Origin of the sequence: Escherichia sp. MOD1-EC5950 (genome assembly GCF_002965345.1) — a bacterium.
GTDB classification, from domain to species: Bacteria; Pseudomonadota; Gammaproteobacteria; order Enterobacterales; family Enterobacteriaceae; genus Escherichia; species Escherichia marmotae.
Window position 1 is genome coordinate 12,755 of the sequence record NZ_PTSR01000026.1, and the last position, 24,922, is coordinate 37,676.

The window sequence follows — 24,922 nt, forward strand, 5'->3', positions numbered from 1 at the left end:
ATGATAAAAATGGCGCAGATATAGCGCCATTTTTATAGATCAAAGCCGTGGCTTTATTCTTCTTTTCATACGTCTACATCGCCATTTACTTTCTCCTGGACTATGCAGGTATCAATACGCATACTGGGTAAAACTGAGATTCATAAAGTTTCACATATTTTGGGACAGGGTGTGGAAATGCAGTTATGATGAATTAACTGATTTATTTATATAATGGTATTTATAGTTTGTAATGCGAAGAGTGTAGGCTCAACGTGATGACATAAACCCATGTTGCTCAAGTATCGCCCTGGCATCTGGCGAAACTAAAAAGTTGCAAAGTGGCCTGGCTTTCTCGGTCAGACAGGCAAATCCATAGATAGCAATCGGATTATAAGGTTCAGGTATTTCTATAACTTTTACTGATTCAATTGATTGTAAGCCGGGAGCGTAACTGGCATAACCTATGAACAAATCGGTATAATCATTTTCAATTAGCCACTGCGCGGCTATCACATTTTTTGGAAGAGCTAATGAATTTCTTCCCCCCACCAATGCAACCGCTCGTTGTCTTATTTTTACTCCAACACTACCCATATTTTCAAAAAACTGGTGAGTGTAATCACCAGCGGGATCACATCCCGCGGTTGATGTCCCGATTCGCAACGTTTCCCTGTTTAATAAAGAATACCAATCGTCATTTTCATTAAGTTTATTCGCCCGAACATACAGGCACAAACGATTATAGGCAAAAGGTTTAATACACAAGGCATGTCCTGTGGCCATTAACACTTGCGGATGAGCCATATTCGCTGATGCAAAAAGATCACATCTCTCACCCGCTTCAATACGTTCCCTCAATATACCGGCTGGACCAAAGTCACAATGAACATTATCATCCTGAAATCCCAATATAAGTGATTTCCATACCTGGCGTAAACTACCCGCAGCAAGTACACGCATTATTCTTCACCTTGATAATTAGTACGGTAAAACTTTCTATACCAGTCATTGGCTATTTTATGCATATCGACATCATTGAATTTTTCAGGATACAGTTTTTTCGCCATCCACAACTCTCCAATACCCATAGCCTCGGGCATCGGATAACCCCATGCTTTTGCATACTCTGGCATCAAATAAACACGATGATTTTTGACAGCATCTATTACCTGCCATTGCGGATTTGACCGTATTTCATTCACCACGCCAGGGTAGCGATTTTGCACAAAAATTACCTGAGGATTCCATGCAATTACTTGTTCCATTGAGACTTGTTTGAACCCTTTAATGGTGGACGCGGCGACGTTTACTGCACCGGCATGTTTCATCATTAATCCTGTGTATTTTCCGGAACCATACGTTGTCAATTCTGGATTAGCCATATAGGCACGAATACGCTTTTCTTCGGGTAGATTCTGCAGCCGCTCACTCACAATATTACGACCATTTTCAGTGGCCTTGATTAACGCTTTAGCCTCTTCAGGCTTATTGATGATATTGCCTATCAGCATAATCCCTTCATATAGCCCTTTTACGTAAGCCTGTTCTTCATCAGCCATTGTTGGATTAAGTTTATTCTTCTCTCCCTCGTCATCGTGCCGCAAAGAAATTGCTACTGCTGGAATTCCAAGGCTACTGATTTTGTCGATCATTTCTTGCGGCGCATAATTGGTGACAAAAACGACCTGTGGATGCAAGGCCACCAATTTTTCAGCATCGACATGGGTTAAATCTCCTAATGATGCCTTGCTGACTAATTCTGGTGCAAGACGTGCATAATTGCTGCCAAGTTGCTGTTTCCAGTTTGACATAACACCCACGATTTTATCGGTGGCATTCATCTGCACTAAAAGATTCAAAGTTTGATGTTGAAGTACAACAATACGATCAACTTTGTCGGGTACTTTCACCTCACGACCAATCTGATCGGTGAAAGTTCGTTCAGCTTGCGTAGTAAATGATAAAGAAAGCAAAAAAATCATTAATAAAAACAACTTATTATTTATTTTCATATTCCATCACACTAAAAATCGGTATATAAATGGTTATATACCGAAATGGTAACACCAGTCAGGCGCTGGGAAAAGTGATTCGGGGATATTTTTGATGTGGTTATATGAAGAGAATGTGATTTTTATTTGTTCAGCAGAAACTTTCAATTCAGTTATCTGTAACCCCAAAGACGTATTGCCAGAATAGCAGAGATAAAGGAGTCGTTACGTTGCCGTACCTCATCTATTCACAATCACCTGATGCGATAGAGTATCAGTACCACCAACTTGTCCGTAAACGAATTATATTGATTTCAATAATAACACTGGCGACACTTTTCTCACTATTTCTGGATATTATTCTGGGTTCTTCCAGTTTGTCAGTCAGTGAGTTATGGCACGCATTAGTGCATCCATTTAGCTCTGATACCAGCATCCAGGTCATTGTTTGGGAAATCCGATTACCCTACGCCTTAATGGCTTTGCTGGTTGGCATGGCTTTGGGACTCGCGGGCGCAGAAATGCAGACGATCCTCAACAATCCATTAGCCAGTCCCTTTACACTTGGGGTTTCCTCTGCAGCGGCATTTGGTGCAGCTCTGGCTATTGTCCTGGGGATCGGTATTCCTGGTATATCGGCAACATGGTTTGTTCCAGCAAACGCTTTTATATTTTCTCTTCTGTCAGCTTTATTACTCGATAGCATGTCTCGTTGGCTAAGAATAGCAACTTCGGGAGTGATTCTTCTGGGTATCGCATTGGTATTCACATTCAATGCACTTGTGGCAATGATGCAGTTTATTGCGGATGAGGATACTCTCCAGGGACTGGTATTCTGGACAATGGGCAGTCTGGCTCGTGCATCCTGGAGCAGACTGGGCGTTTTATTAGGCGTGTTTATCATTGTTTTTCTATGGTCATTTTCTCGCTCATGGCAACTTACAGCATTGCGCATGGGAGAAGAGAGGGCTATGGGGTTTGGTATCAATGCTTATCAACTGCGTCTTTCTTCCCTGTTACGTATAAGTTTACTTGCTGCATTGTCGGTAGCCTTCGTTGGTCCGATTGGTTTTATTGGTCTTGTCTCTCCGCATATTTCCCGAATGCTATTTGGTGAGGAACATCGTTTTTATCTGACGGGAAGCACATTAACTGGAGGTCTGGTGCTCTCTCTGGCTTCAATTGCCTCGAAAAGTATTATTCCTGGTGTCATTATCCCGATTGGTATTGTCACATCACTTGTTGGTGTTCCATTATTTATTAGTATTATTCTGCGTTATCGCAGGAGTTTGTTATGAAAGGCCTTTCACTGTATAAATTAAACGCGGGTTATCAGAAAAAAAACGTAATATGTGATCTTAGTTTATCTGAACTTCCTCGCGGAAAAATAACCATCATTCTGGGGCCAAATGGTTGTGGAAAGTCGACGTTGCTACGTGCCCTGGCGGGGCTGAATAAGGTTAGCGGTAATATATTTCTTGATGGGGTCAACCTTATGCAGATGCCATTTTCAGCCCGTGCCGACAGTACAATATTTCTACCACAGTTCTTACCGCATGACGTGCATTTGAATGTGCTGGAATCTATTTTTGTTGCTCTGCGTGCTTCAAAGATAGGGAGCATAGATGAAAAAACACAATCAATAGCTATTCTCAGACAACTAGGAATAGAACATCTGGCCTTTTGTTATCTGGATCAATTATCCGGAGGTCAGCGGCAACTGGTTGGGCTGGCACAATCATTGGCCCGAAATCCATCTATATTACTACTGGATGAGCCACTGAGTGCATTGGACTTAAACCACCAGTTTCATGTTATGGATTTAGTCAGAAGCGAGACACGGAGTCGCAATATAGTCACAGTTATGGTAGTTCATGATATAAATATCGCATTACGATACGGTGATTATGTCGTCATGCTAAAAAAAGGTAAACTTATTGCCAGCGGAAATCCAGAAGAGGTCATTACGCCAGAGAATCTGGCTAGTGTATATCATATTCGTGGACGGATAGAGCATTGTTCTCAGGGCTTGTTACAACTTATTGTCGATGGTGTTATTCCGGATTAGCAACGCGTATTAAATATTTTTCATCCTGCGCCTTCCGGCGCTTTTCGACACTTTCATCAGTCAGATTGAGTAAGCCGGTTTCATCTTTGATGGCAGATTATTTGTATAAAGTATGAGTGCTACCTCGTAATTTGCATAAAAAACGTCCATCAAATGCTATGGATGAGCAGGCTCAGTTTTGATCCCTTGTATAACGGTTTCGATACGTTCTTTTATTTCCTCAAGTTGCTGCTGACGACCTTCAGGTGTTAGTGTCTGATCTTCATTAACGTCCAAAACCCATCGACGAGGAATTAATGCGCCAAAAACAATATCCATTAGCATCCCCGCGCAATTACCCGTGTTTTTAACAGCAATACGCCCTTGAGCTTGTTGAATATCCAGCCATTCTATTAACAGTTCTCTTGAATGAAGCGTTTTAGTGGCATATAAATAGTCTGAAAGCTCTGGAAAAAGAATTGATTCACGTGTCATTAATTTTAAGAGTGCTTCTCTCTCTTTAGCTTCTTCCTGACCTATATCTAATCGGAATATGCGAAACAGAGTTTCATTAATAGGAAGCATCTCGTTTTCCGGTCTTGGAAGATCGAGGAACAGGGTTTTATACTCTTTAATTACTTCAGAAAAAATTTCCTTTTTATTACTGAATACTTCATAAATTGTTCTTTTTGATACTTTTGCCCGACGAGCAATTTCTGTGGTTGAGGTTTGGGCAAAACCAAGCTCAATGAAGGCACTATACGCACCAATAACTATTGCTTTCTTACGCTCATCAAGTCCCGCACTTTTGGGTCTTCCCCGTCGCACCGGTGTACTCACTTCGCTCTTGTTCATCAAAGACATTTACTCCTGTATTCATTTTTGGTACTTGACCAGTACCAAAAATGGTATCACTATACCAACAACATAAGCAATGATCATAACATGGTGTATGAAAACAACCAGGTAGCATCACTTCATAAAATACAGGTCCTTATTTATGAGTCGATTAAATAATAGCATCAGCCCCATTCGTGATCCTCAGGTTATACGTGTTCTGGAACGCATGAATAATGAACGTAAACATCCCCCGCAGGAGATGTTTCGCGAAGCTCCTGTACTTGATCCTGAAAAATTTTCCGGTTATGGCTTTTCCATAGCCCCAGAGCAGGGGGAACTTATCTACTTACTGTGCCGGGCAATGAAAGCCACTCGTGTTGTGGACTTTGCAACTTCTGTAGGTATGTCAGCACTCTATTTTGCCGCTGCGATGAAAGATAATGGTGGCGGACTGGTGATTGGTTCTGAAATGGTTCGGGAAAAGGCTGAAGTCGCGTCCCGAAATCTGGCAGAGGCTGGTCTTACGTCTTTTGTTGATATTCGTGTCGGTGATGCGAGAGAAACACTGAAAGATCTCGGTGGTCCTGTCGATTTTATTCTTATTGATGGTTTCCCTCTTGCTGATGGCCCAAGTCTTGCTCGTCAGGTTACTGAGATTGTTGCGCCGCAGCTACGAGTGGGAGGATATATATTAAATGATAACGCAGAACCAGATTTTTTATCTTATGTTCGTGATCCACAGAATGGTTTTATTTCTATAACATTACCGATAAAACGAGGTACAGAGTTAGCACTGAAGATAAGTTAAATATAAGTACGAATGATAAAGTTGAAAAATCATAGTCCTTGTTCATACTGATACTCATCTACTTTTTATCAGAAGTAAAGGGGCATTTATGCCGACGCGCAGAGAGTTTTTAATTAAAAGTGTTGCGGGTGCTTTAATTGTTTCAATGCCTCGCATTGTATTTGCAAACACAAATAACAAAGCAATAAATGCTACAGCTATTACACAAGTTTTTGGTGACGGAGTTCGACTTATTGCGATCTCTGTAGAATTTGAAAAACCTATAAACAAGGAAGAACTTTCAACAATAGAGTTTAGTGTAAAAAATTATCACATCAATAAAACATTTGTCAGCCAGTCAACAGCTTTGGTTGAAGCAAAATCAGGTAAGTACGCGATACTTGAACTGGAACACAGCAAACCACAAAATGAATGGCAAGAAACTATAACGGACCCAACAATACAAAAAGCAGCGCCCAAACAAGGGCAAGGTAAACCTACCTGGGTTGCAGGAGAAAAACTAAACCAAACAATTAAATATAAAGATGCTTCTGCTGTTGTCGTCACACAAAATACCACACTGGAAACTAACGCCGTTTCAAACCTGGTAGTGGATAGTTTTAGACAAGATGAATATAAAGATAAAGAAAGCGGGAAAATACTAAAATATAATTTCTTTATTCCTGAAGAACAAAATAAACCATTACCACTGGTTCTTTTTATGCATGATGCAGGGGCTACCAGTGCACAAGTTACAACGACTCTGTTTCAGGGGTTAGGCGCAGTAATTTGGGCAGAACCTGAAGAGCAAATGAAACGTCCCTGTTATGTTTTAGCTCCTCAATATAATGAAATCATTGCTGATGATGACTGGCGTACCTCAACATTGCTTGATACAACAATAAATCTTGTTCAGTATTTGGTAAAAGAATATAAAATAGATCCTGAGCGTATTTATGTTACTGGTCAGTCAGGGGGATGTATGCTGGCCATCGCCATGAATATTAAATATCCTGATTTTTTCACAGCAAGTTACCTGGTTGCAGGAAAGTGGGATGCGGAACAGGTTGCTCCAATAGCTAAAAACAAATTATGGTTTATGGCCTCAGAGGATGATTCAGGAGCTTTTCCCAGCTTCAACGCGATTACTGAACGTCTTGAGCAATTTGGCGGAAAGGTTTCTCGCGCGGCATGGAATGGCCAGTGGGAGCCTGAGCAATATCGATTTGCTGCCGACACTTTGTTTGAAGAACAAACTAATATCCGTTATACCGTTTTTATAAAAGACAGTGTATTTGATGAATACTCTTCGCGAGAAGGGGCAAGTGGGCATCGTAACACATGGCGTATTGCTTACAGCATAGAACCTATTCGCGAATGGTTATTTAACCAACGTAAACAATAAAAAATAGACCAGACTGTCATCAGGTAACGTGTTGGCAGTCATTTTTGCCGAGAGACAGAATGAAGACATTATTATTTGTAATTCTATTTTTTTCTGCATCTGTATATGCAGATACGGCATCAAAAATGAATTTTGATGAAATACTTACACGCTCTGCTCAAGGAGATGCAGAAGCACAAGCCAGATTGGGGGAAGCATACCTAAATGGAAACTACAATCAAACGGTGAATTACGCTCAGTCTTTTAAATGGTTGACGAAATCAGCAGCCAGCGGAAATCCCCGAGCGAAACTGGATTTAGGGATTTTATATCTTAATGGGTATGGCGTACCGTTTGATTATGCCAAAGCCTTAAGCCTTTTTGAGCAAGCTGACTTAGCGGGAGAAATGAAAGCTGCACGTTATCTTGGGATTATTTATGAAAGAGGATTAGGCGTTTCTCAGGACTATAAAAAAGCAGCGGAATATTATAAGAACGGCGATAAACATAATGATATTACGGCGCAGTATCGTCTGGCGAAACTTTATGAGCAAGGTTATGGTGTAGAGCGCGATTACCAAAAAGCGATAAACCTTTATCTTAAACATATCAACAGAATGGATCATATCACTGCCCCCAGTTTTGTGGCTTTAGGTGATATTTATTCACTGGGATTGGGCGTCGAGAAAAATCCCCAACTGGCTGAAAAGTGGTATCAAAAAGCGATTGATGCAGCTAATACACAGCGTCAGCAGTAGGTGAGTTAATGCTGGCGTACTGAATACACCAGCATTAATCAGGCATGATTATGCGACCAGCCAGACAAGTATTGTTGAACCTTCGAACTCAGAGTTAACGCTTTTTCTTGCGCCCCTGAACAGCCTTAAAACGGGGATTAGATTTACAAATAACATATAGCCGTCCTTTTCGCTTCACAATCTGACAGTCTGGGTGGCGTTCTTTTGCTGTGCGCAGAGAGTTAAGGACTTTCATCATGCCCCCTTTTTCGTGCTAACAAAACGACCAAAACGCTGGGTAAATCGCGCCACATTTCCTTCTGATGAAACGGATCTCAGTTTCCCGGTATAGAACGGGTGTGATTTTGAAGAGACATCAATCGTTACATACGGATACGTTACGCCATCCAGTTCAATCTCACGGTCTGTTTTGATAGTGGAGCCAATTTTAAAGTACTCATCAGCACTGGTGTCGTGGAACACCACGGTACGATATTCAGGATGGATATTTTGTTTCATTACTTCTTCCTGTTACGTTATAACATAACAATAAAGATACATTCTCGTCCAGATAATTTCAACAAAATCCTATGACCACCTGGATATGCGGGATTCCTGCAGCTAACCGAACGTGCCGGAAGTGAGAGATGTTGTTGGCTATCGTTGGTAACGGCACTATTCAGCAGCCGAACTGCTGATTTACGACGCGACCCGCGGAGCAGTATGAAAGCATTTGAGAATGTGGGTAAGCTCTGCTTTACCGGCTGATTATTTATCACACAGCCAAAGTAGCAATTTAGTGAACCAACATGCGCATTGGGTAACTAAAATGCTGACTCAATGCGCAATCTCTTTCAGTGCGGCACAAATACGGTTTTTTTAAGCTTCCCTTTGAAACAGTACAAATACCTCTCCCACAGGCATAGCTATTATGAAGGAGGTAGAAGATACATATATTAAATATCACCTAAGGGAATTGTTTTTGATGTAATTAATAGAAGTGGAGGAATAAATAGGCATATTCTACAATTGCAACAAAAACAACAATATTAATCAGTTTATTACTGATTTCCTGTATCTTATTCTCTTTCATTGGTATTTCCTCGCTTTAAAAAGAGCGCACCTCATAAGCGCCTTGTATATAGATAGCGAGTTTGGTCAACCAATTTTTTGAGGTGTATCACAAATTTGAAAAGATGTATTACATCAATTATTACTAATCGCACAAAAGTGATCCATATTCGACACCTGAAATTGGTCCTGAGGATTACTCTGCTCTTCTTGTAAGATCCCCGCGTAATTGTGCTATTCACATTTAGAGAGCACCGTATTTACAGCCCGCAGAGGCTGTATTTTCGCCGTAAGGGCAAGTCATGGAATCGATGCTCATGATAAACAGTCAGTTACTATTTACTTATAGATTTCAGCAACACCATGCAGTTTGTTATTCCCAGTCGTAGACAGGATTTTGAACGACGTTGCTCCTTGCTCATCAGCTTTACGAGAAAGCGCATTTGATACCTCATCAAGCGTCAGGGCATTACTGACTGAAACTACACCAATCTTTTCTTTGCCATCTGCATGACGAATCTCCTCAGCAGCAGATGCGGTATTTACCGAAATGAATCCCATGAATAATGCAGTAATTAGTAGTGCTTTCATATCTGATACCTGTTTTGAACGATATATTTGGAAGTTGACGAATATCAGGAGGAGCCTCCTCCTTCTTGATATGTAAATATACAGTTCTAAACTGTCATAAGACTGACTGTCATATGACAACGTTGTCAGATTTTTGAATTTTTTGAATACAGATTCAGGTCGTTAATAATGCATTCCGGTTCTTCAGTAAGGGGCATATTGTTTATATCGAAAACCCCATCATTTTTTTGTGGATTATCACTTTGCAACTCTGCAAACAGAGGGGTGAGATCCTGCTGTGCTTCTCCTCGCTCTGCGACCAGTTCGAACGTTTTATTTTTTGCTGCATCGTTGCTCAGAGCAGTTACCAGAACCTGGGCGATTTGTTCCCGGGAGATAACACCATCTTCCGGTGTTCCCGCATGGCGTCTATCCCCCTGAAGCATAACGATTCTGTGCTCATCATCATTGTTGTAATCAAACCAGCCGGGTCTGACGATAGTGTAGGTATGCCCACTGGCTCTGACCAGGCGTTCAGCTCGTCTTTTCCAGTCATGAACTTCAGTACGTTGATTCCAGCTACTGAGGCGCTCAGTAACGCCAATTGTTGTCATCAGGGCGATGCGAACAGGTGTAGCCATGAATCTTCGCAAAATGTTACGTACACCGCCGTAATCTATCGCTCTGGCACCAATACGTCCCTGACCATCGGAGCCAAGTGTAAAAATGATGGCATCAATATCTTTCGGTAAATCGGTGAGTGTTTCAGGTATTGAAACATCGCCATAGAAAATATCTGTTCCACGAGGGAGTAATTTGATTTTCCGCCGATTCCTGACCAGAGCCACGGGCTGATGGCCCATTGCAATAGCAGTATTCACAACATGAATGCCAATGCTTCCTGTCGCTCCTGCAACGAGTATTTTCATGATAAACCTTCTGATAATTCAGCCTTATTTTCGATACAGCCAGAATATCAATTATCATTATTGTCAATAATGGGGCTAAAATGATTGTGTCTATGAACACCCTTCATGAGTGCGTTTTGAAGGGAATGCTTCTACAAGGAAATTGCCAATGCTCAAAGAAAACTTCAACGAATTGCAAATATTTCTTGTGGTGGCAAGGGAGCGAAGTTTTACCAAAGCCGCGGGCAAACTCGGTGTTTCTCAGTCTGCTCTCAGCCATGCGATTAAGGCGCTGGAGGAAAGGCTAAATATCCGCCTCTTAACCCGAACTACCCGCAGCGTGGCTCCCACGGAAGCAGGGGAGAGAATAATTGCCTGTCTTGAGCCTCGTATTGACGAGCTTGAACAGGAGCTGGAATCACTTATTCAACTGAACGGCACGCCCTCCGGGAATATTCGTTTATCTGCCGGGGAACATGCTGCGCGCAGTCTGGTCTGGCCGAAGCTAAAACCGTTCCTCAGGGAGTATCCCGAAATCAATGTTGAACTGGTGGTAGATAACGGTTTTGTCGATATTGTTGAAGGCCGCTTTGATGCCGGGATCCGTCTGGGTGAAAGTGTGGATAAAGATATGATTGCCGTGAAGATTGGACCTGATATGCGGATGGCCGTGGTGGGAGCACCGGCGTATTTTGCGGCTAATTCCTTACCAGAAACGCCTCACGATCTACAAAATCATCAGTGTATCAATATGCGTTTGCCAACTGCCGGTGGAATTTATCACTGGGAGTTTGAGCGAGAAGGCAAACCGTTACGGGTCAGAGTTGATGGGCAACTGACGTTTAATCTGCTGCCAGAAAGAATTGATGCCGCATTATCAGGATTTGGTATCGCCTGTGTTCCCGAAAACTCGGTTCAGGATTATGTAAAGTCAGGCGAACTTATTCAGGTTTTACAGGAGTGGTGTCCTTCTTTCCCTGGATATTATCTTTACTATCCCAGCCGTAAGCAGCACCCGCCTGCTTTTGCGCTGTTGATCGATGCACTTCGCTACTCGGAATAACGGGTCCGCATTTTGCTGTGGACCCGTTTGGGCATCAACGACCTACGCGTGCCTGGTGCTCAGGCGAGTAACGTTCACCGACGATTTTAATTGTTTCCAGTGCCTGGGTTATCTGCTGTGTATCTTTCTGCGAAAGAATAATGTCGACAGCGCCCAGGTTTTCTTCCAGCCGGTGCAGTTTAGTGGTGCCCGGGATGGGAACAATCCACGGTTTTTGTGCTAACAGCCAGGCCAGTGCAATTTGGGCAGACGTTACCCCTTTCTCTGCAGCCAGCTCACCCAACAACGTGACCAGTTTTTCATTGGCTTCAATGGCTTGTGCAGCGAAACGCGGTACGGTGCTGCGGTAATCATCCTTACTAAAAGTTGTCCCTGGTTTAATTGACCCCGTCAGAAAACCTTTACCTAATGGGCTGAATGGCACAAAACCAATTCCCAGCTCCTCCAGCAACGGCAGAATTTCCTGCTCAGGCTCACGCCACCACATGGAGTATTCGCTTTGCAGAGCGGTGACAGGTTGTACTGCATGTGCACGACGAATGGTTTGCACACCCGCTTCGGACAGTCCGAAATGTTTGACTTTACCTTCTGCGATAAGGTCTTTCACCGTTCCAGCAACGTCTTCAATCGGGACATCTGGATCGACACGGTGTTGATACAACAGGTCAATAACATCTGTCTTCAGACGGCGTAATGATCCTTCAACGGCTTCACGGATATGTTCCGGGCGGCTGTTTAAAATCTGCTGCTTATTATCATCACCGAAGGTAAAGCCAAATTTAGTGGCAATCACCACGCGGTCACGAAACGGTTTTAAGGCTTCGCCAACAACTTCTTCATTCAGATACGGACCATACACTTCGGCGGTATCGAAGAAGGTAACGCCACGTTCAACGGCAGCGCGAATGAGTTCGATAGCCTGACGGGTATTTGTTGCCGGACCGTAGCCGTAGCTCAAGCCCATGCAACCGAGTCCAAGGGCGGAGACTTCGAGTCCGGATTTACCCAGATAACGTTTTTGCATTGAATGAATACCTCTTTTATCGCGGCTTAAACATCAAGTTTGCGGCCAGTCAGCCATTCCACCATTGCGGGATCGCGGTGAGAGAAGAACGCGCTGGTTGCAGTATCAAGGGCAGTAATCTGCAGCATATCTTCAGGACTGAGTTCAAAATCAAGAATGTTAATGTTTTCTTCCATGCGTTCTTTTCGTACTGATTTCGCCAGCGAAACGATGCCTCGTTGGTAGATCCAGCGCAAAACAACCTGACCCACGCTTTTGCCGTATTTCTTGCCTATTGCCGCCAATACAGGATGCTGGAACAGACCATTTTTACCTTCCGCAAACGGTGCCCAGGCTTCTGGCTGAATACCACGACTTTTCATCCACGGAACGGCCTGTAATTGCTGGTTGAAGGGGTTAACTTCAATCTGGTTCACCGCCGGAACGACTTTATTAAAGGCGATAAGGTCAGCCAGTCGGTCAGGGTGGAAGTTACTGACGCCAATAGCGCGGATCTTGCCTGCCTGTTGCAGTTCTTCCATGGCGCGCCAGGCACCGTGGACATCGCCGTATGGCTGGTGAATCAAATACAGGTCAACGTAATCAAGTTGCAGTCGATTCAGTGAGCGTTCGAACTGGGCTTTGGCACCTTCGTAATTCGTATCCTGCAACCAGAGTTTAGTGGTGACAAAGAGTTCGTTACGCGCAATACCACTTTGTTTTAGCGCATTCCCAACCTGGGTTTCATTCTGATATGAAGCGGCGGTATCAATCAGGCGATAACCGGTGTCAATAGCGTCAATAACCGCTCTTTCGCATTCGGCGGCATCTGTCATCTGAAATACACCAAAACCCAGCAAGGGCATTTCAATACCGTTGTTCAGTTTTACAGTTTGCATGGTGTTACCTCCCGTTATTGTTCACGGGAAGCATAACGTAAAGGGAGTGATGAGATTAGACGGAAGGATTTGTCAGGGGCTATGAACAAAATTCATTAATCCGCCAGAATGCAGATTTGAGTGGCCTCGTAACCAGGTGGGGCTATTTTATTAATGAATTATCTGCATAAGTGAAATCACAATTTGCATACTAATCGGGAGTTGTATTTTAACTTAGAATAATGATCCATACGTGATGGAGGTGCTTACCGTGGAATTTTCTGTATTAAGCAACAATCTTAAAATGCCGATGGTCGGTTTTGGGGTTTTTCAGGTTACCGATAAAGAAGAGTGTAAACAGTCGGTGTTGAGTGCTATCCGGACAGGTTATCGTCTTATCGATACTGCTGCGGTATACGGTAATGAAGATGCTGTCGGTGAAGCGGTTCGTGAGGCCATTTCGGAAGGTCTTTGTACCCGAGAGGAATTATTTATTACCTCAAAACTTTGGGTACAGGACATGGTCGATCGCGATACAGCAAAAGCAGGAATTGAAGCATCGTTAAAAAAATCGGGCCTTGAATACTTTGATCTCTATTTATTGCACCAGGCAATGCGCGATTATTTCAGTGCGTGGCGCGCCCTGGAAGAGGCTTATGATGAGGGGAAACTGAAAGCGATTGGTGTTTCCAACTTCTATCCTCATGTATTAGCAAATTTTTGTGAAACTGTCAGAGTAAAACCAATGGTAAACCAGGTGGAACTGCATCCCTATTTTGCTCAACCTGAGGCGCTGGCAACGATGAAGTACTATAATGTGCAGCCTGAAGCCTGGGCTCCATTAGGCGGTGGAAGACATAAGCCATTTGAAAACAAAATGCTTCAGAGTATTGCAAATACTCACCAGAAATCGATTTCTCAGGTAATCCTGCGCTGGAATATTCAACGAGGCGTAGTTGTTATACCGAAATCGACTCATCAACACCGTATTGAGAAAAATTTCGCCATCTGGGATTTTTCCCTGAAAGATGAAGAAATGGAACAAATTAGTTCACTCGATTTAGGCTATGTTGGCGAATCCGTAAAACATTTTAATCCTGAGTTTGTTCGTGGTTGTCTTGGCGTAAAAATACATGACTGATTTTAGTATTTGTTGAGCTATATCATTTGGATAAGGATGTTTTATCTGAGCGTACAGGCTTTATTTTATAAAGTAGTCACATTCAGACAATATGGCTTTTAGCCAGTGCTTTAAGGATATGATCCTTAAATTATTAATCATTTCACAATGAAGAGGCACGTTATGAAAACTATTGGTTATGCTGCACTCTCTGCCGACGCAAAGCTGGTTCCTTATCATTTTAAACGTCGTGAGTTACGTGACAATGATATTGCCATTGAAATTCTTTATTGTGGCGTTTGTCACTCAGATTTACATACAGTTAATGGCGACTGGGGGCCTCAACCTTATCCGTTAATTCCGGGGCACGAAATTGTTGGTGTCGTGAGATCAGTGGGGCAGGGGGTTAAAAAATATCAGGTAGGTGATCATGTTGCCGTTGGCTGTATGGTCGATAGCTGTATGCACTGCGACCAGTGTGAGCAGGGCGAAGAGCAGTATTGCCGCCACGGGATGACGCCAACTTATGGTGCTAAGGATCGGATTAGCGGCGAAATCACTCAGGGAGGCTACTCCAAACATATTGTGGTACGTGAGGAATTTGTCCTGCGGATCCCTGAAAATATGGATTTAGCGAAAACCGCGCCGATTCTCTGTGCAGGTATCACCACGTTCTCACCATTACGTACCTGGAATGTTGGCCCTGGCAGCCGTGTGGGTGTTATTGGGTTAGGCGGATTAGGCCATATGGCGGTAAAACTGGCCGTTGCGATGGGGGCTGACGTTACTGTGATTAGCCGGACGAAAAGCAAAGAGGATGAGGCAAAATCGCTCGGTGCAAAAGGCATTCTCCCGTCTTCAGACCCCGAGGCATTACAAAGCTCAGCCTGCGCATTCGATTTGATTATCGATACAGTTCCCGTTAAACACGACCTGAATATCTACACCCCATTACTAGATATTGATGGTTCATTAGTTATTGTTGGCCAGGTTGGTCCTGTGGAAGAACCTTCAACGATCCCTCTGATTATGGGGCGTCGCCGTGTTGCAGGTTCACTCATCGGTGGTATTGCAGAAACACAGGAAGTGCTGGATTTCTGCGCGAAGCATAATGTCTATCCCGAATGTGAAATGATCAATATTGATCAGATAAACGATGCTTTTGCCCGCCTTGCAAAAGGGGATATGGCGCATCGTTTTGTCATTGACATGGCTTCACTGAATGGCTGAGTAACGGAGTAATTCAGAGCAGCGATTCTTTATATTTACCAATAAATCACAAAATTGAACCGCTGCTCTGGTGAAACTCCTTTTACGCGCAACAACGATGAATGCCATCAAATCATGAAGATTCTTTCGTGCCTCTCATTGCGGAAAGGAAAGAGTATCAGTTTGTATCCTGATGTGACGGAATATGGGAAGTCCCAACATAAAGGGAGCGCGAGTCAGCCCCCTTTGCTTAATTAATCAAGTTTTTTGTCATGAATGAATTTACTGACCAAATCAGCGATTTGCACATTATTCAGGTCAGAGAACGGGAAGTGGGTATTACCTTTTATCCCTACTTCAGGCAGATGCGTCACCGTCACATCCCCACCATGCTTGTTAACCACGTCACGCCACGTACGCGCCATTGCCAGGCGTACTCGCCAACTGTCCTGCGCGGGCATGGCTACAGGCTTATCCGGTATGTTATCGCCGTAAATAATCAGAATCGGGATTTTAGTCAGCGCCATAAACTGCTCCATTGGCACTGGTTCACCCTTCAGCGTGTCGAACGCACTTGGCATAGGGGGTGGGAGTTCTTTTTCCGGGAACACAAAGCCACTTCCTGGCTCGAAGGCGACAATGGCTTTTACCTTGTTGTTTTTTATCGCGGTATACCAGCCTGGACCACCACCCTGAGAGTGAGTGAAGAGGATTGCCGAACCTGATTTATCTACTACGGCAGACATCGCATCAGAGATGACATTGACATCAAACGGCCCTGTATTCGGGGTTATCTGGCGGAAATACTGATTCAGTGCCTCTTTGTCGTGGGAAAACTGGACGCCTTTAAAATACGCTGGCCACACGCCAACACGGAACTGGTTAAACCACATCTGCTCATCGGGTTTTGGTGTAACCGTACTTTCTACAGTGGTACGTCCGGCATCACCCCGACGCGGCTGATCGACAATATACGTGGAGAATCCGCGACGCAGGAATATGTTCTGGAATCCCTCACGACCATCCGGCGTACTTTCCCAGGTACGGGAAGATTGACCTGCGCCGTGTAGCATAACGATGGGATATTTATGCGGATTCTCCGGGATTTGGTAGAACACTGACGCATGATCGCCATGATAAGTTTGCCCCGCCGAGCCCAGCGGCTTTTTCGCATCAAATGTTCCTGGCGCGGTGATGATGGTGCCCCCGGCAGAAAAGCTTCCTTGTTCCTGAATGACCAATGGTTCGGCAGAGACCGACTGCGCCGCCAGACCTCCTGCCATCATGCAGATAGCCAGCGTTTTTAAGACAGTTTTCAAGATTACATCCTCTGTTATGGTTGCCGTTCAATCATATCTGAGTTACCAGCGTTAATTATTTTGCCCCCTTGATTGCCTTTATTTGGCAGATTCATGAATGCGGATGATGAATCACATATGTTCTCTGATCAGGGGGCCAGTCTGCATGGCGACCTTCTCTATTTGCTTTCAATCGCTTTTTGCAGTGCCTCTTCAGCTCTTGTGGCCGCATCATGGTCACCATGTTCACGCAGAACCTGTGCCAACTGCCGTAACTGCGCTGCTGTCAGGCCAACTCTCATGCTTGCTCGCGTATGTGACAACAATTGGGCTTCAATGCCTGGCGTGGCTGCTAATGCGCCAACTGTTGCCAGTTCACGGCTTTGCCAGTCGAGGTTATCGCGGGCGAAAATGTCCCCGAACAGATGCGTTTGCAGGAATTGATTTATCGTGGGCGCAAAATCAAACAGTGGCCCCTGGACAGGCGCTCCTGCGATTTTAGTCTGGTTTGCGATACCGACACGGCGAAGCTCATCCCCGACGGGAACCGGGGCGATTGGCTCTTTACCTTCAATGTCTTCGATGCCACGTTGTTTACGTGCTTCGACGACTTTCATCAGCTCATTCAGAGCATTCAGGCTGCGGGGGAATCCGGTATAGGCATAGAGCTGGATGAGAATTTCTTTAGCTTCGTTTATCGTGAGTCCTGCATCAAGTCCCTGATTAAGTGCTGCATTCAGCTTATCCATCTGACTGCTGGCCATTGAGGCGGCAATCAACGGGATGGCCTGCTGGCGAGCTGAAAGCGTATCTGAAACCGTGTATTCATGATTCATTTTGGTAGCTCCTTTATTGATGAGCGCAGCATTTGCGGTAAGCGCAAAACCAAAGGTTAGCAGTACCGCTGCCGTTAATATCTTAATGGGCGTGGTATTGTTCATCTGTCACTAACTCCTTCCAGTTAACGCTTTTGCCATCCACCACGCCGGTTATTGCCAGATGTGTCATCGCGCTACCGGGGGCTGCGCCATGCCAGTGTTTGACGCCCGCCGGGCAAGAGACAACATCGCCAGCACGGATCACCTGTACCGGCTGGCCTTCTTGTTGGGTGAGCCCAACACCAGCGGTCACAATCAGCCGCTGACCAGCCGGATGAGTATGCCAGGCGGAGCGAGCGCCTGGTTCAAAGGTGACATAAGCCGCGGAAACACGGATGTCGTTGTCTGCGTTGAACAGCGGATCAACCCGGACACGACCGGTAAAGTTCTCCGCTGATCCGTACACCGCATTCTGGCTTCCGGCGGGAGCAATATGGACAGCGGAATTTTGCTCCACTGCCCAGGATGAAGCGGTGAAGAGTGGCAGTAGTAACCCGAGATAACGTAACTGTCTGATCATGCAAAGCGTCCTTATCTACGATGATGGAGGGGATGCAATGATTCTAATCAGCGTGACATGTCGTCAGGCTGACGCCTCCCTGACAATTTTGTCAGTTAACGCTGCACCAGACTCAGTGCCTGAAGGCGAATTGCCCGCTGTTTTATTTGCTTGCATCGCAAAGGTGAGGCCAAATGTATTGATGCCACCTTCACTACGGGCAAAGGCATCTCCCCGGTGCATAATAGCGACGGCGCGCACAATCGACAGACCCAACCCATGATGGGCATCACTTCTTGCCCGGGAGGTGTCGATGCGATAAAACCGCTCAAAAAGCCGGTGTAAGTGCTCAGGTGCTATCGGATCGCCCGGATTGGAAACTTCAACACAGGCCTGATTATCTCTTTCGCTTAACCGCACGGTAATCGTGCTATTGGAGGGGGAATGTCTTGCGCTATTTTCCAGTAAATTGGCCAGTGAGCGGTGGAACAGCCGCCGATCGATAAGCGCAGTGACATCGCCTTCAACATCCAGCGAAAGCTGTTTTTCTGTAAAAGAAGGCTCGACATATTCTGCTGTCTTAAGGGTTTCTTCTCGCAAGGAGACTTGTTTAAGCTGAGACGCATGTTCCCCCGCGTGGGCATGAGACAGGAACAGCATGTCATTGACAATAGACGTCATACGTTCAAGCTCTTCCAGATTCGAGCCCAATAATTCTTCCAGTTCTTCATAAGATCGTCGGCGTGATAGCCCCAGTTGCGTTTGGCCAATCAGGTTAGTCAGCGGCGTGCGAAGTTCATGAGCAACATCAGCATTAAAACTTTCAAGTTGCCGCCAGGCGATTTCCTGGCGCTCCAGCACGCCATTAAATGATGAGGCCAGTTGCTGCAACTCTTCGGGCAAGGCTCTGGCATCCAGTCGCTGACTATGATCCCCTGGTGCGAGATGTTGCGCCTGCTTACTGAGCATTCCCACCGGACGCAGGCCAATCTTTGAAACAACGTAGCCCAGCAGGGCGACGATCGCTACGCCCAGAGCAGTAATGATCAACAGTGTCCGCGTAAAGGCATTGAGCGTGCCCATGTACGGCGTGGAGTCAATGGCGACCACATAACGTAACTCAGGTCTTTCACCGTTTGCCGGAATCGTTTTCACTAACAGAAACAGCGAGCATGCGCCCTCTGATGCGCCGGGTACTTTATTAAATCCCTCCCGCAAAGAAGACCACTGAACTCCCACTGGCGGTATTCCTCCCACGCTGAAACGCGGGTTATCGCTGACTATCCAGTAGCGCACGCGCTCACCTTCGGAATTGGCTAATACGGTGAATTTATTGGCAAGCGTGGACCAACCGTCGGCTGAGGTTCGAGCGGTGATCCACGGACTCATCAATGATTCCCTGAACAACAGTTCGTTGTGCATCTGTTTTTGTAAGGAATCATGCAAAGAGCTTCTGAGCAGGATGCCAATAACGGAAACAATCAGCAGCGCGGATAAGGCAAACATCAGCGCCAGGTGGACAGAGATGGAACGCCTGAGCATGCTTATCCCCTTTATTTACTCAGGCCGGACTTCGAGGACATACCCCATGCCGCGAACGGTATGAAGCAACTTAACGTCGAATGGGGCATCAACTTTGGCGCGTAAACGTTTAATAGCGACTTCAACCACATTGGCATCACTATCAAAATTCATGTCCCAGACTTGTTCGGCAATCATCATCTTTGACAGGATCTCCCCTTGATGGCGAGCGAGCAAACTCAACAGGGAAAACTCTTTCGCGGTTAGTTCCAGTCTCGTTCCTCCGCGAAATACCCTGCGCGCCAGTAAGTCGAGATGCAGATCCTGAATATGAAGCTGAGTGATGTCTGCGCCATCCGTAGGGCGGCGACGCACCAACGCCTGAATACGCGCCACCAATTCAATGAGTGAAAAGGGCTTAGGGAGATAATCATCTGCTCCCAGACGCAGCCCTTTGACGCGTTCGTCGACCGATCCCCGTGCTGACAGCATCAGTACGGGGGTCTGTTTCCTGGCCCGGACGCCTTCCAGTACCTGATAACCATCCATTCCGGGTAGCATCACATCAAGAATTATCGCGTCGTAGTCTAATTCCAGCGCATAATGAAGCCCTTCAGCGCCATTGGCAGAAATATCAACGATGAACCCTGATTCTTTTAATGCACGGCTGATATATGTCGAGGTTTTCTCTTCATCTTCTATAAGTAAAAGGCGCATAATATTTATCCCGCTCCATTAATGATTTTAGGGCACTGGTTTATTTATCGAGTCCTTTATCGTGTAACCACGATGCCATTATCCCGGCAATCTCCTGATTATTCTTTTCCGCCATCAGGAAATGAGAATTGCCTTTGATGCCAATATCAGGGAGATGGACAAGGGTAGCATCTCCACCGTGACGGTTGATGGCCATAACAAATTGCTTTGCCATTTCATATTCACTTCTCCATTTATCCGGGCCAACGGCCGTATCCGGTTTTTCAGCAATAAAATCGCCATAATAAATAACGATTGGGATCCGCGTGAGTTTGAGAAACTCGTTCATGGGAACTCCTATCGCGGAAGCGCTCAAGGGGGCAAATGTGGTTTTCACCGGGGATGGCATCTCATTTTCCGGGAAGATAAATGGTGTTCCACCTGGCTCATAAGCAACAATAGCTTTTACATTGTCGGTATAAAAGGGGGTTCTCCAGCCAATAGTGCCGCCCATCGAGTGAGTGATTAAAATACCCTGGCCAATTTTTTCAAATAACTGAGCAAGTGTTTTCGCATTCAGCTCATTATCAAGTTCTCCTGAGTAGGGATTCCAGGAACGCTGGAATGCTTCAATACTTTCAGGATTGTCAGGAAACTGCGAATTTTTAAATACGCCCTGTTCATTGCCAACACGGGACAACAGAAAAAATGTCTTGTCGGCATACATAGGATTGCCCGCCCAGGGATTTTTACCCGTATCATCTTTGGTTGATAAACCGGCTTCACCCATACGGGGTTGGTCAACGAGATAAACACTATAGTTTTTTTTCAGGAAAATATTCTGGAATCCATCGCGTCCATCTGGTGTACTTTCCCATGTTCTTTTGGTTTGTGCCCCGCCATGCTGGAAGACCAGAGGATATTTATGTGTATTTACCGGAATTTGGTAGAAGACGTAAGCATGATCGCCATAAGCTGTCTGACCATCAGGAGACAGAAAATTTTGTTCTGAAAATGTGCCTGAATGTTTTACCGTTGTACCACCTACAGTAAAGCTTCCCTGGGTTTGTAATACAATATGCGGTTCTGCACTTTGGCTCTGAATGTTGTGCATTGCGCAACCAGAAACAGAAAATATCAGTCCGGACAACAAAACATTACCGACCGTTTTTTTGAAGGAAGTTTTATGGCTCATATATTATCTCTGATATTTTATTATGGCTTCAAATAGTGCTCCAGGTATTATCCAATACCTGTCATCATTGCTACGAGAGGCATCGTAATAAGTGACACCAGTGTGGTTAACGTTGCACCTTTAAGAGCTAACGGATAAACTTTTTTATTTAACATCTGAGCTAATAAGGGAGTTCCGGCACCAGCCGGTGTCGCTACCGCAGCCAGCAGGACACCCAGTAATAGCCCATTTGTAATGAATAACTTCATTATTAATATAATGACAAGCGGAATAATGATCATTTTAAAAAAAGTGAATACCCATACTTTTACATCCTTAAAAACAGATTTCCATTCGATGTCTAACAGGAATGAGCCAATCAGTAGCATTGAAACCGGGCCAGTTATTGCGCCCAGCATTTTGATTGGTTGTGCAATGACGTAAGGAATGTGTATATTTGAAATATATAAAATCAAAGCAAGGATACAGGCAATAATCCCTGGGTTGATGACGTTTAACATATTTCTCAAGCTAAGCGCTTCAGCATTTCCACTCTGGTCTTTCATGCAGTAATAGCCATATGAAAAGAATAATAAGTTATATGGGAGTAAAAACACAGTGATATAAATCATGGCTTCAGCGCCATACAATGAATATATCATTGGGATCCCCATCATGGAAATATTGGTAAATGTTGTCATAACAGTAACCACACCATGATATTCTCTTTCATATCGTAAAACTCTTGCCAGTATACGGCTGCAAATAATCAGTAAAATAAGCGCAGTAAATGCAGATGCAAGCACGATGGAAAGTTCTTTTCCGGAAATATGTGGTTGGTCAGTGGTTATTCCGGAAAATATAATGGCTGGCATCGCAAAGTTAAAAACAAGAGATGTGAGTTGGGGAGTGTTTCCTGGTGTAATGACTCCCACTTTACGAGCTATAACGCCAACGCCAATAAGAAGAAAGAAAATGATAAGTTGCTCAAGTGTCGCCATATTAATATCCTTGCCATGGTATATATAATAATTATTAACCCGGAAGCTGTGAATTTTATTTGTTGAACTGTTATAAGTGACTTATTTTATACGGGGTATATCACAACCGCTTAAGTCAGGTTGAGTATAGCAACATATTTATGTGCATTTGAGAGAGCTTTACCGATAGGGTTAATCAGCCTGATTCATAAATCAGGTCAGGGAAAGGGTCTGCGTTCTCTCATTTCAACCACCGACAACAGAAAACGCGATTGTCAGGGGCGTTTCCTGACAAAAATGTTATTTAGCGGTCATGATGCTGACAGTTTTTTCTCTCTACCCTGTGTCTGAATGTTCCATCTCGCTTGCCTTATGAACACGCATTTTTATCGGGAGAAACCATGAAATTGACTCTTTTAAGTGCAATGCTGATGACGGCGGTAGTCGGTATCACCTCAGCCAATGCAGCAGATTACAAAAAGAACCCATTTACTCTCGTTTATGACGGGGCTATCACCGAGAATGTCGCAGGTAAGGTCAATATCCATCCGGTGAAATATGATCTCCATGGCATTCAAATTGCAGCAAATGTGTATACACCGGCTAACTATGATCCTGCGAAAAAATATCCGGCAATCGTGGTGGCTCACCCTAATGGTGGCGTAAAAGAGCAGGTTGCCGGGTTATATGCCCAACGCCTGGCAGAACACGGATATATTACCATCGCCGCCGATGCTGCTTATCAGGGGGCCAGCGGAGGTCTGCCGCGTAACGTAGACAAGCCCGCAAATCGTATTGAAGATATCCACGGCATGGCTGACTTCATCAGTCAGTATCCCGGTGTTGATAGCACCCGTATTGGCTTGCTGGGGATTTGTGGAGGAGGCGGCTATTCACTTGTTGCCGCTGAGACGGATAAACGCTTCAAATCGATTGCCACCATCAGCATGTTTAATTCAGGTCTTGTGCGGCGTAATGGTTTTCAGAATTCACAGTTGGATACTATCCAGCAGCGGCTCCAGCAGGCTTCTGACGCACGCGCTCAGGAAGCAGCCGGAGGTGAAGTGCTTTACTCCGGTGATGCCAACCTGACTGATGAACAGATCGCTAAATTGCCATTTGCTTTGTACCGACAGGGCTACGAGTATTACTGGAAAACGCACGCACATCCAAATTCAACGTTTAAATACACCACAAGTAGTTTGCTGGATCTGATGAGCTTTGACGTGACAGACCATATCGATCTCATCAATCAACCACTGCTGATGATTGCCGGTACAAAAGCGGATACGTTGTACATGACTGAAGATGCATTCGCTAAAGCCACAGGTACGAAAAACAAAGAACTCTTCCTGATCGATGGCGCTACCCATATTGAGACATATTGGGTGCCTGAATACGTTGACCAGGCGACGCAAAAATTAGACGTTTTCTTTGATAAGAATATTTAATTAACCTCCGATGCTCTCCAGCAGGCTGGGGAGCATTCGCGCACTCTTCGTCGCTGGGAATAAGGACACAGGTACTAAATTTTCCAATACAGGCTAATGTGAATAATGTCGATGCTTTATATCAGGAAGTTTATATACTCAACAAAGAAACATTGAGCATCAAAATAGCGTCAGCCTCGCCTGTACAAAGAGAAGACTGACGCCTGAATAATGAGAAACAAATTCTGTTCTGATTATAAGAATTTAAACTTTAAAATCTGAACATGATTCATGACTTCGTTGGTTGAGGATATCCCGTGCTGAATCGGCCATTATCATGACTGCGCCAGCCAGCATCAGGGTATCCTTCAACACCAGACGACCGGCACCGGATAAATAAGGAAAACCATGATGAGCATCCCCCAGTGCGGGCACCCAGGCTTCAGGTGTGGTGATTAAAAATGAGAGTGTTACCAGAGGTGTGGCAAATGACATCAGTCCTCCCAATAAACCCAACCACCGGTTAACAGGGTTAGCCAAAACCAGTAGCGCAATCATCACCTCCACGACGCCAAGGCCATTGGAAAAACCATAGGTATTATTGGTAATTTGCCATGCCCGGGCTTCTGGCTTGTATTCGCCTTCGTGAGTCAGATACTGTTTATAGTCTTCCGGATGTTCATAGAAGAACGACATTAACGGACTGTTCGCGACGAATGGTGTAATGCTGTCTGCCTCGTAAGGGACAAACTTTAATAACCCAATCCACATAAAAACAATCGCAATGCTCAGTCGAATCAATGTCAGGCCAACTTTATCCCCCCGACTTAACAGGTGCAGGTATTTTTCCATTGTA

The 24,922-nt window shown here is 44.7% G+C and carries 27 protein-coding genes; 9 read left to right on the forward strand and 18 right to left on the reverse strand.

Annotated features, from left to right (window positions below):
- Window positions 1-249 precede the first annotated feature (249 nt).
- On the reverse strand, window positions 250-942 hold the full coding sequence (locus BEA93_RS19735) for a substrate-binding domain-containing protein (protein WP_105224947.1): 693 nt from the start codon (window positions 940-942) through the stop codon (window positions 250-252).
- The gene (locus BEA93_RS19740; RefSeq protein WP_016248373.1) at window positions 942-1,994 is read right to left on the reverse strand and encodes an ABC transporter substrate-binding protein; all 1,053 of its coding nucleotides are present in this window, start codon (window positions 1,992-1,994) and stop codon (window positions 942-944) included. Before BEA93_RS19740 ends, BEA93_RS19735 begins: the two co-directional genes overlap by 1 nt.
- A 209-nt stretch (window positions 1,995-2,203) precedes the next feature.
- Here BEA93_RS19740 and BEA93_RS19745 point away from each other — a divergent pair, with 209 nt between their 5' ends.
- Window positions 2,204-3,271 (forward strand): FecCD family ABC transporter permease, encoded by a 1,068-nt coding sequence (locus BEA93_RS19745; protein ID WP_001146466.1) that lies wholly within the window; start codon window positions 2,204-2,206, stop codon window positions 3,269-3,271.
- Entirely contained in the window at window positions 3,268-4,041 is a 774-nt protein-coding gene (locus tag BEA93_RS19750; RefSeq protein WP_016248374.1) for an ABC transporter ATP-binding protein, read from the forward strand. The genes BEA93_RS19745 and BEA93_RS19750 overlap by 4 nt, the downstream gene beginning before the upstream one ends.
- A 156-nt stretch (window positions 4,042-4,197) precedes the next feature.
- Here BEA93_RS19750 and BEA93_RS19755 read toward each other — a convergent pair whose 3' ends face one another.
- On the reverse strand, window positions 4,198-4,875 hold the full coding sequence (locus BEA93_RS19755; protein WP_001515802.1) for a TetR/AcrR family transcriptional regulator: 678 nt from the start codon (window positions 4,873-4,875) through the stop codon (window positions 4,198-4,200).
- Between the two features lie 145 nt (window positions 4,876-5,020).
- On the opposite strand from BEA93_RS19755, the gene BEA93_RS19760 reads away from it, so the two are divergent.
- From BEA93_RS19760 to BEA93_RS19770, 3 genes are all read left to right on the forward strand, one after another.
- Window positions 5,021-5,668 carry an O-methyltransferase gene (locus tag BEA93_RS19760; RefSeq protein ID WP_001515803.1) on the forward strand — a complete coding sequence of 216 codons (648 nt, stop codon included), beginning with the start codon at window positions 5,021-5,023 and terminating at the stop codon, window positions 5,666-5,668.
- A gap of 88 nt (window positions 5,669-5,756) precedes the next feature.
- Window positions 5,757-7,052, forward strand: a complete 1,296-nt coding sequence (locus BEA93_RS19765) for a prolyl oligopeptidase family serine peptidase (RefSeq protein ID WP_105224948.1) — start codon at window positions 5,757-5,759, stop codon at window positions 7,050-7,052.
- Window positions 7,053-7,111: 59 nt separating this feature from the next.
- Window positions 7,112-7,789, forward strand: coding sequence for a tetratricopeptide repeat protein (locus BEA93_RS19770; RefSeq protein ID WP_001515804.1), 678 nt, complete (start codon window positions 7,112-7,114; stop codon window positions 7,787-7,789).
- Window positions 7,790-7,883: 94 nt separating this feature from the next.
- On the opposite strand, the gene ykgO is transcribed toward BEA93_RS19770, so the two are convergent.
- From ykgO to BEA93_RS19795, 5 genes are all read right to left on the reverse strand, one after another.
- Window positions 7,884-8,024: a type B 50S ribosomal protein L36 gene (gene ykgO, locus BEA93_RS19775; RefSeq protein ID WP_000866436.1), complete on the reverse strand. Its 141-nt coding sequence runs from the start codon at window positions 8,022-8,024 to the stop codon at window positions 7,884-7,886.
- On the reverse strand, window positions 8,024-8,287 hold the full coding sequence (locus tag BEA93_RS19780; protein WP_000812360.1) for a type B 50S ribosomal protein L31: 264 nt from the start codon (window positions 8,285-8,287) through the stop codon (window positions 8,024-8,026). Before BEA93_RS19780 ends, ykgO begins: the two co-directional genes overlap by 1 nt.
- Before the next feature lie 472 nt (window positions 8,288-8,759).
- Window positions 8,760-8,861: a small membrane protein YkgR gene (gene ykgR, locus BEA93_RS19785; protein ID WP_000662202.1), complete on the reverse strand. Its 102-nt coding sequence runs from the start codon at window positions 8,859-8,861 to the stop codon at window positions 8,760-8,762.
- A gap of 317 nt (window positions 8,862-9,178) precedes the next feature.
- Window positions 9,179-9,430: a DUF1471 domain-containing protein gene (locus BEA93_RS19790; protein WP_000645741.1), complete on the reverse strand. Its 252-nt coding sequence runs from the start codon at window positions 9,428-9,430 to the stop codon at window positions 9,179-9,181.
- 125 nt (window positions 9,431-9,555) lie between these two features.
- Window positions 9,556-10,338: an SDR family oxidoreductase gene (locus BEA93_RS19795; RefSeq protein WP_000699099.1), complete on the reverse strand. Its 783-nt coding sequence runs from the start codon at window positions 10,336-10,338 to the stop codon at window positions 9,556-9,558.
- 148 nt (window positions 10,339-10,486) lie between these two features.
- Here BEA93_RS19795 and BEA93_RS19800 point away from each other — a divergent pair, with 148 nt between their 5' ends.
- The gene (locus tag BEA93_RS19800) at window positions 10,487-11,380 is read left to right on the forward strand and encodes a LysR family transcriptional regulator (protein WP_000910707.1); all 894 of its coding nucleotides are present in this window, start codon (window positions 10,487-10,489) and stop codon (window positions 11,378-11,380) included.
- 34 nt (window positions 11,381-11,414) lie between these two features.
- Here BEA93_RS19800 and BEA93_RS19805 read toward each other — a convergent pair whose 3' ends face one another.
- Window positions 11,415-12,404, reverse strand: coding sequence for an aldo/keto reductase (locus BEA93_RS19805; protein ID WP_105224949.1), 990 nt, complete (start codon window positions 12,402-12,404; stop codon window positions 11,415-11,417).
- Between the two features lie 26 nt (window positions 12,405-12,430).
- Window positions 12,431-13,282 carry an aldo/keto reductase gene (locus BEA93_RS19810; RefSeq protein WP_105224950.1) on the reverse strand — a complete coding sequence of 284 codons (852 nt, stop codon included), beginning with the start codon at window positions 13,280-13,282 and terminating at the stop codon, window positions 12,431-12,433.
- 250 nt (window positions 13,283-13,532) lie between these two features.
- Here BEA93_RS19810 and BEA93_RS19815 point away from each other — a divergent pair, with 250 nt between their 5' ends.
- Both BEA93_RS19815 and BEA93_RS19820 read left to right on the forward strand, forming a co-directional pair.
- Window positions 13,533-14,402, forward strand: coding sequence for an aldo/keto reductase (locus tag BEA93_RS19815; RefSeq protein WP_123057422.1), 870 nt, complete (start codon window positions 13,533-13,535; stop codon window positions 14,400-14,402).
- A gap of 162 nt (window positions 14,403-14,564) precedes the next feature.
- Window positions 14,565-15,611: an NAD(P)-dependent alcohol dehydrogenase gene (locus BEA93_RS19820; protein WP_000848740.1), complete on the forward strand. Its 1,047-nt coding sequence runs from the start codon at window positions 14,565-14,567 to the stop codon at window positions 15,609-15,611.
- A 233-nt stretch (window positions 15,612-15,844) separates the two neighbouring features.
- Here the strand turns inward: BEA93_RS19820 and BEA93_RS19825 are convergent, their stop codons facing one another.
- The 7 genes from BEA93_RS19825 to BEA93_RS19855 all read right to left on the reverse strand — a co-directional run bounded on the left by BEA93_RS19825 (window position 15,845) and on the right by BEA93_RS19855 (window position 22,657).
- Entirely contained in the window at window positions 15,845-16,909 is a 1,065-nt protein-coding gene (locus BEA93_RS19825; RefSeq protein WP_105224952.1) for an alpha/beta hydrolase, read from the reverse strand.
- Window positions 16,910-17,067: 158 nt separating this feature from the next.
- Window positions 17,068-17,829, reverse strand: coding sequence for a carboxymuconolactone decarboxylase family protein (locus tag BEA93_RS19830; protein WP_001515807.1), 762 nt, complete (start codon window positions 17,827-17,829; stop codon window positions 17,068-17,070).
- On the reverse strand, window positions 17,807-18,286 hold the full coding sequence (locus BEA93_RS19835; protein WP_001515808.1) for a (R)-mandelonitrile lyase: 480 nt from the start codon (window positions 18,284-18,286) through the stop codon (window positions 17,807-17,809). The genes BEA93_RS19830 and BEA93_RS19835 overlap by 23 nt, the downstream gene beginning before the upstream one ends.
- Before the next feature lie 63 nt (window positions 18,287-18,349).
- Window positions 18,350-19,807, reverse strand: a complete 1,458-nt coding sequence (locus BEA93_RS19840) for a heavy metal sensor histidine kinase (RefSeq protein WP_105224953.1) — start codon at window positions 19,805-19,807, stop codon at window positions 18,350-18,352.
- A 15-nt stretch (window positions 19,808-19,822) separates the two neighbouring features.
- On the reverse strand, window positions 19,823-20,503 hold the full coding sequence (locus tag BEA93_RS19845; protein WP_085448712.1) for a heavy metal response regulator transcription factor: 681 nt from the start codon (window positions 20,501-20,503) through the stop codon (window positions 19,823-19,825).
- A 40-nt stretch (window positions 20,504-20,543) separates the two neighbouring features.
- Window positions 20,544-21,677, reverse strand: coding sequence for an alpha/beta hydrolase (locus tag BEA93_RS19850; RefSeq protein ID WP_105224954.1), 1,134 nt, complete (start codon window positions 21,675-21,677; stop codon window positions 20,544-20,546).
- A gap of 47 nt (window positions 21,678-21,724) precedes the next feature.
- The gene (locus tag BEA93_RS19855; protein WP_105224955.1) at window positions 21,725-22,657 is read right to left on the reverse strand and encodes an AEC family transporter; all 933 of its coding nucleotides are present in this window, start codon (window positions 22,655-22,657) and stop codon (window positions 21,725-21,727) included.
- A gap of 404 nt (window positions 22,658-23,061) precedes the next feature.
- Here BEA93_RS19855 and BEA93_RS19860 point away from each other — a divergent pair, with 404 nt between their 5' ends.
- Window positions 23,062-24,087 (forward strand): alpha/beta hydrolase, encoded by a 1,026-nt coding sequence (locus BEA93_RS19860; RefSeq protein WP_370567165.1) that lies wholly within the window; start codon window positions 23,062-23,064, stop codon window positions 24,085-24,087.
- A gap of 243 nt (window positions 24,088-24,330) precedes the next feature.
- Here the strand turns inward: BEA93_RS19860 and rclC are convergent, their stop codons facing one another.
- The gene (gene rclC / locus BEA93_RS19865; RefSeq protein WP_016248385.1) at window positions 24,331-24,918 is read right to left on the reverse strand and encodes a reactive chlorine resistance membrane protein RclC; all 588 of its coding nucleotides are present in this window, start codon (window positions 24,916-24,918) and stop codon (window positions 24,331-24,333) included.
- Between the last annotated feature and the right edge of the window lie 4 nt (window positions 24,919-24,922).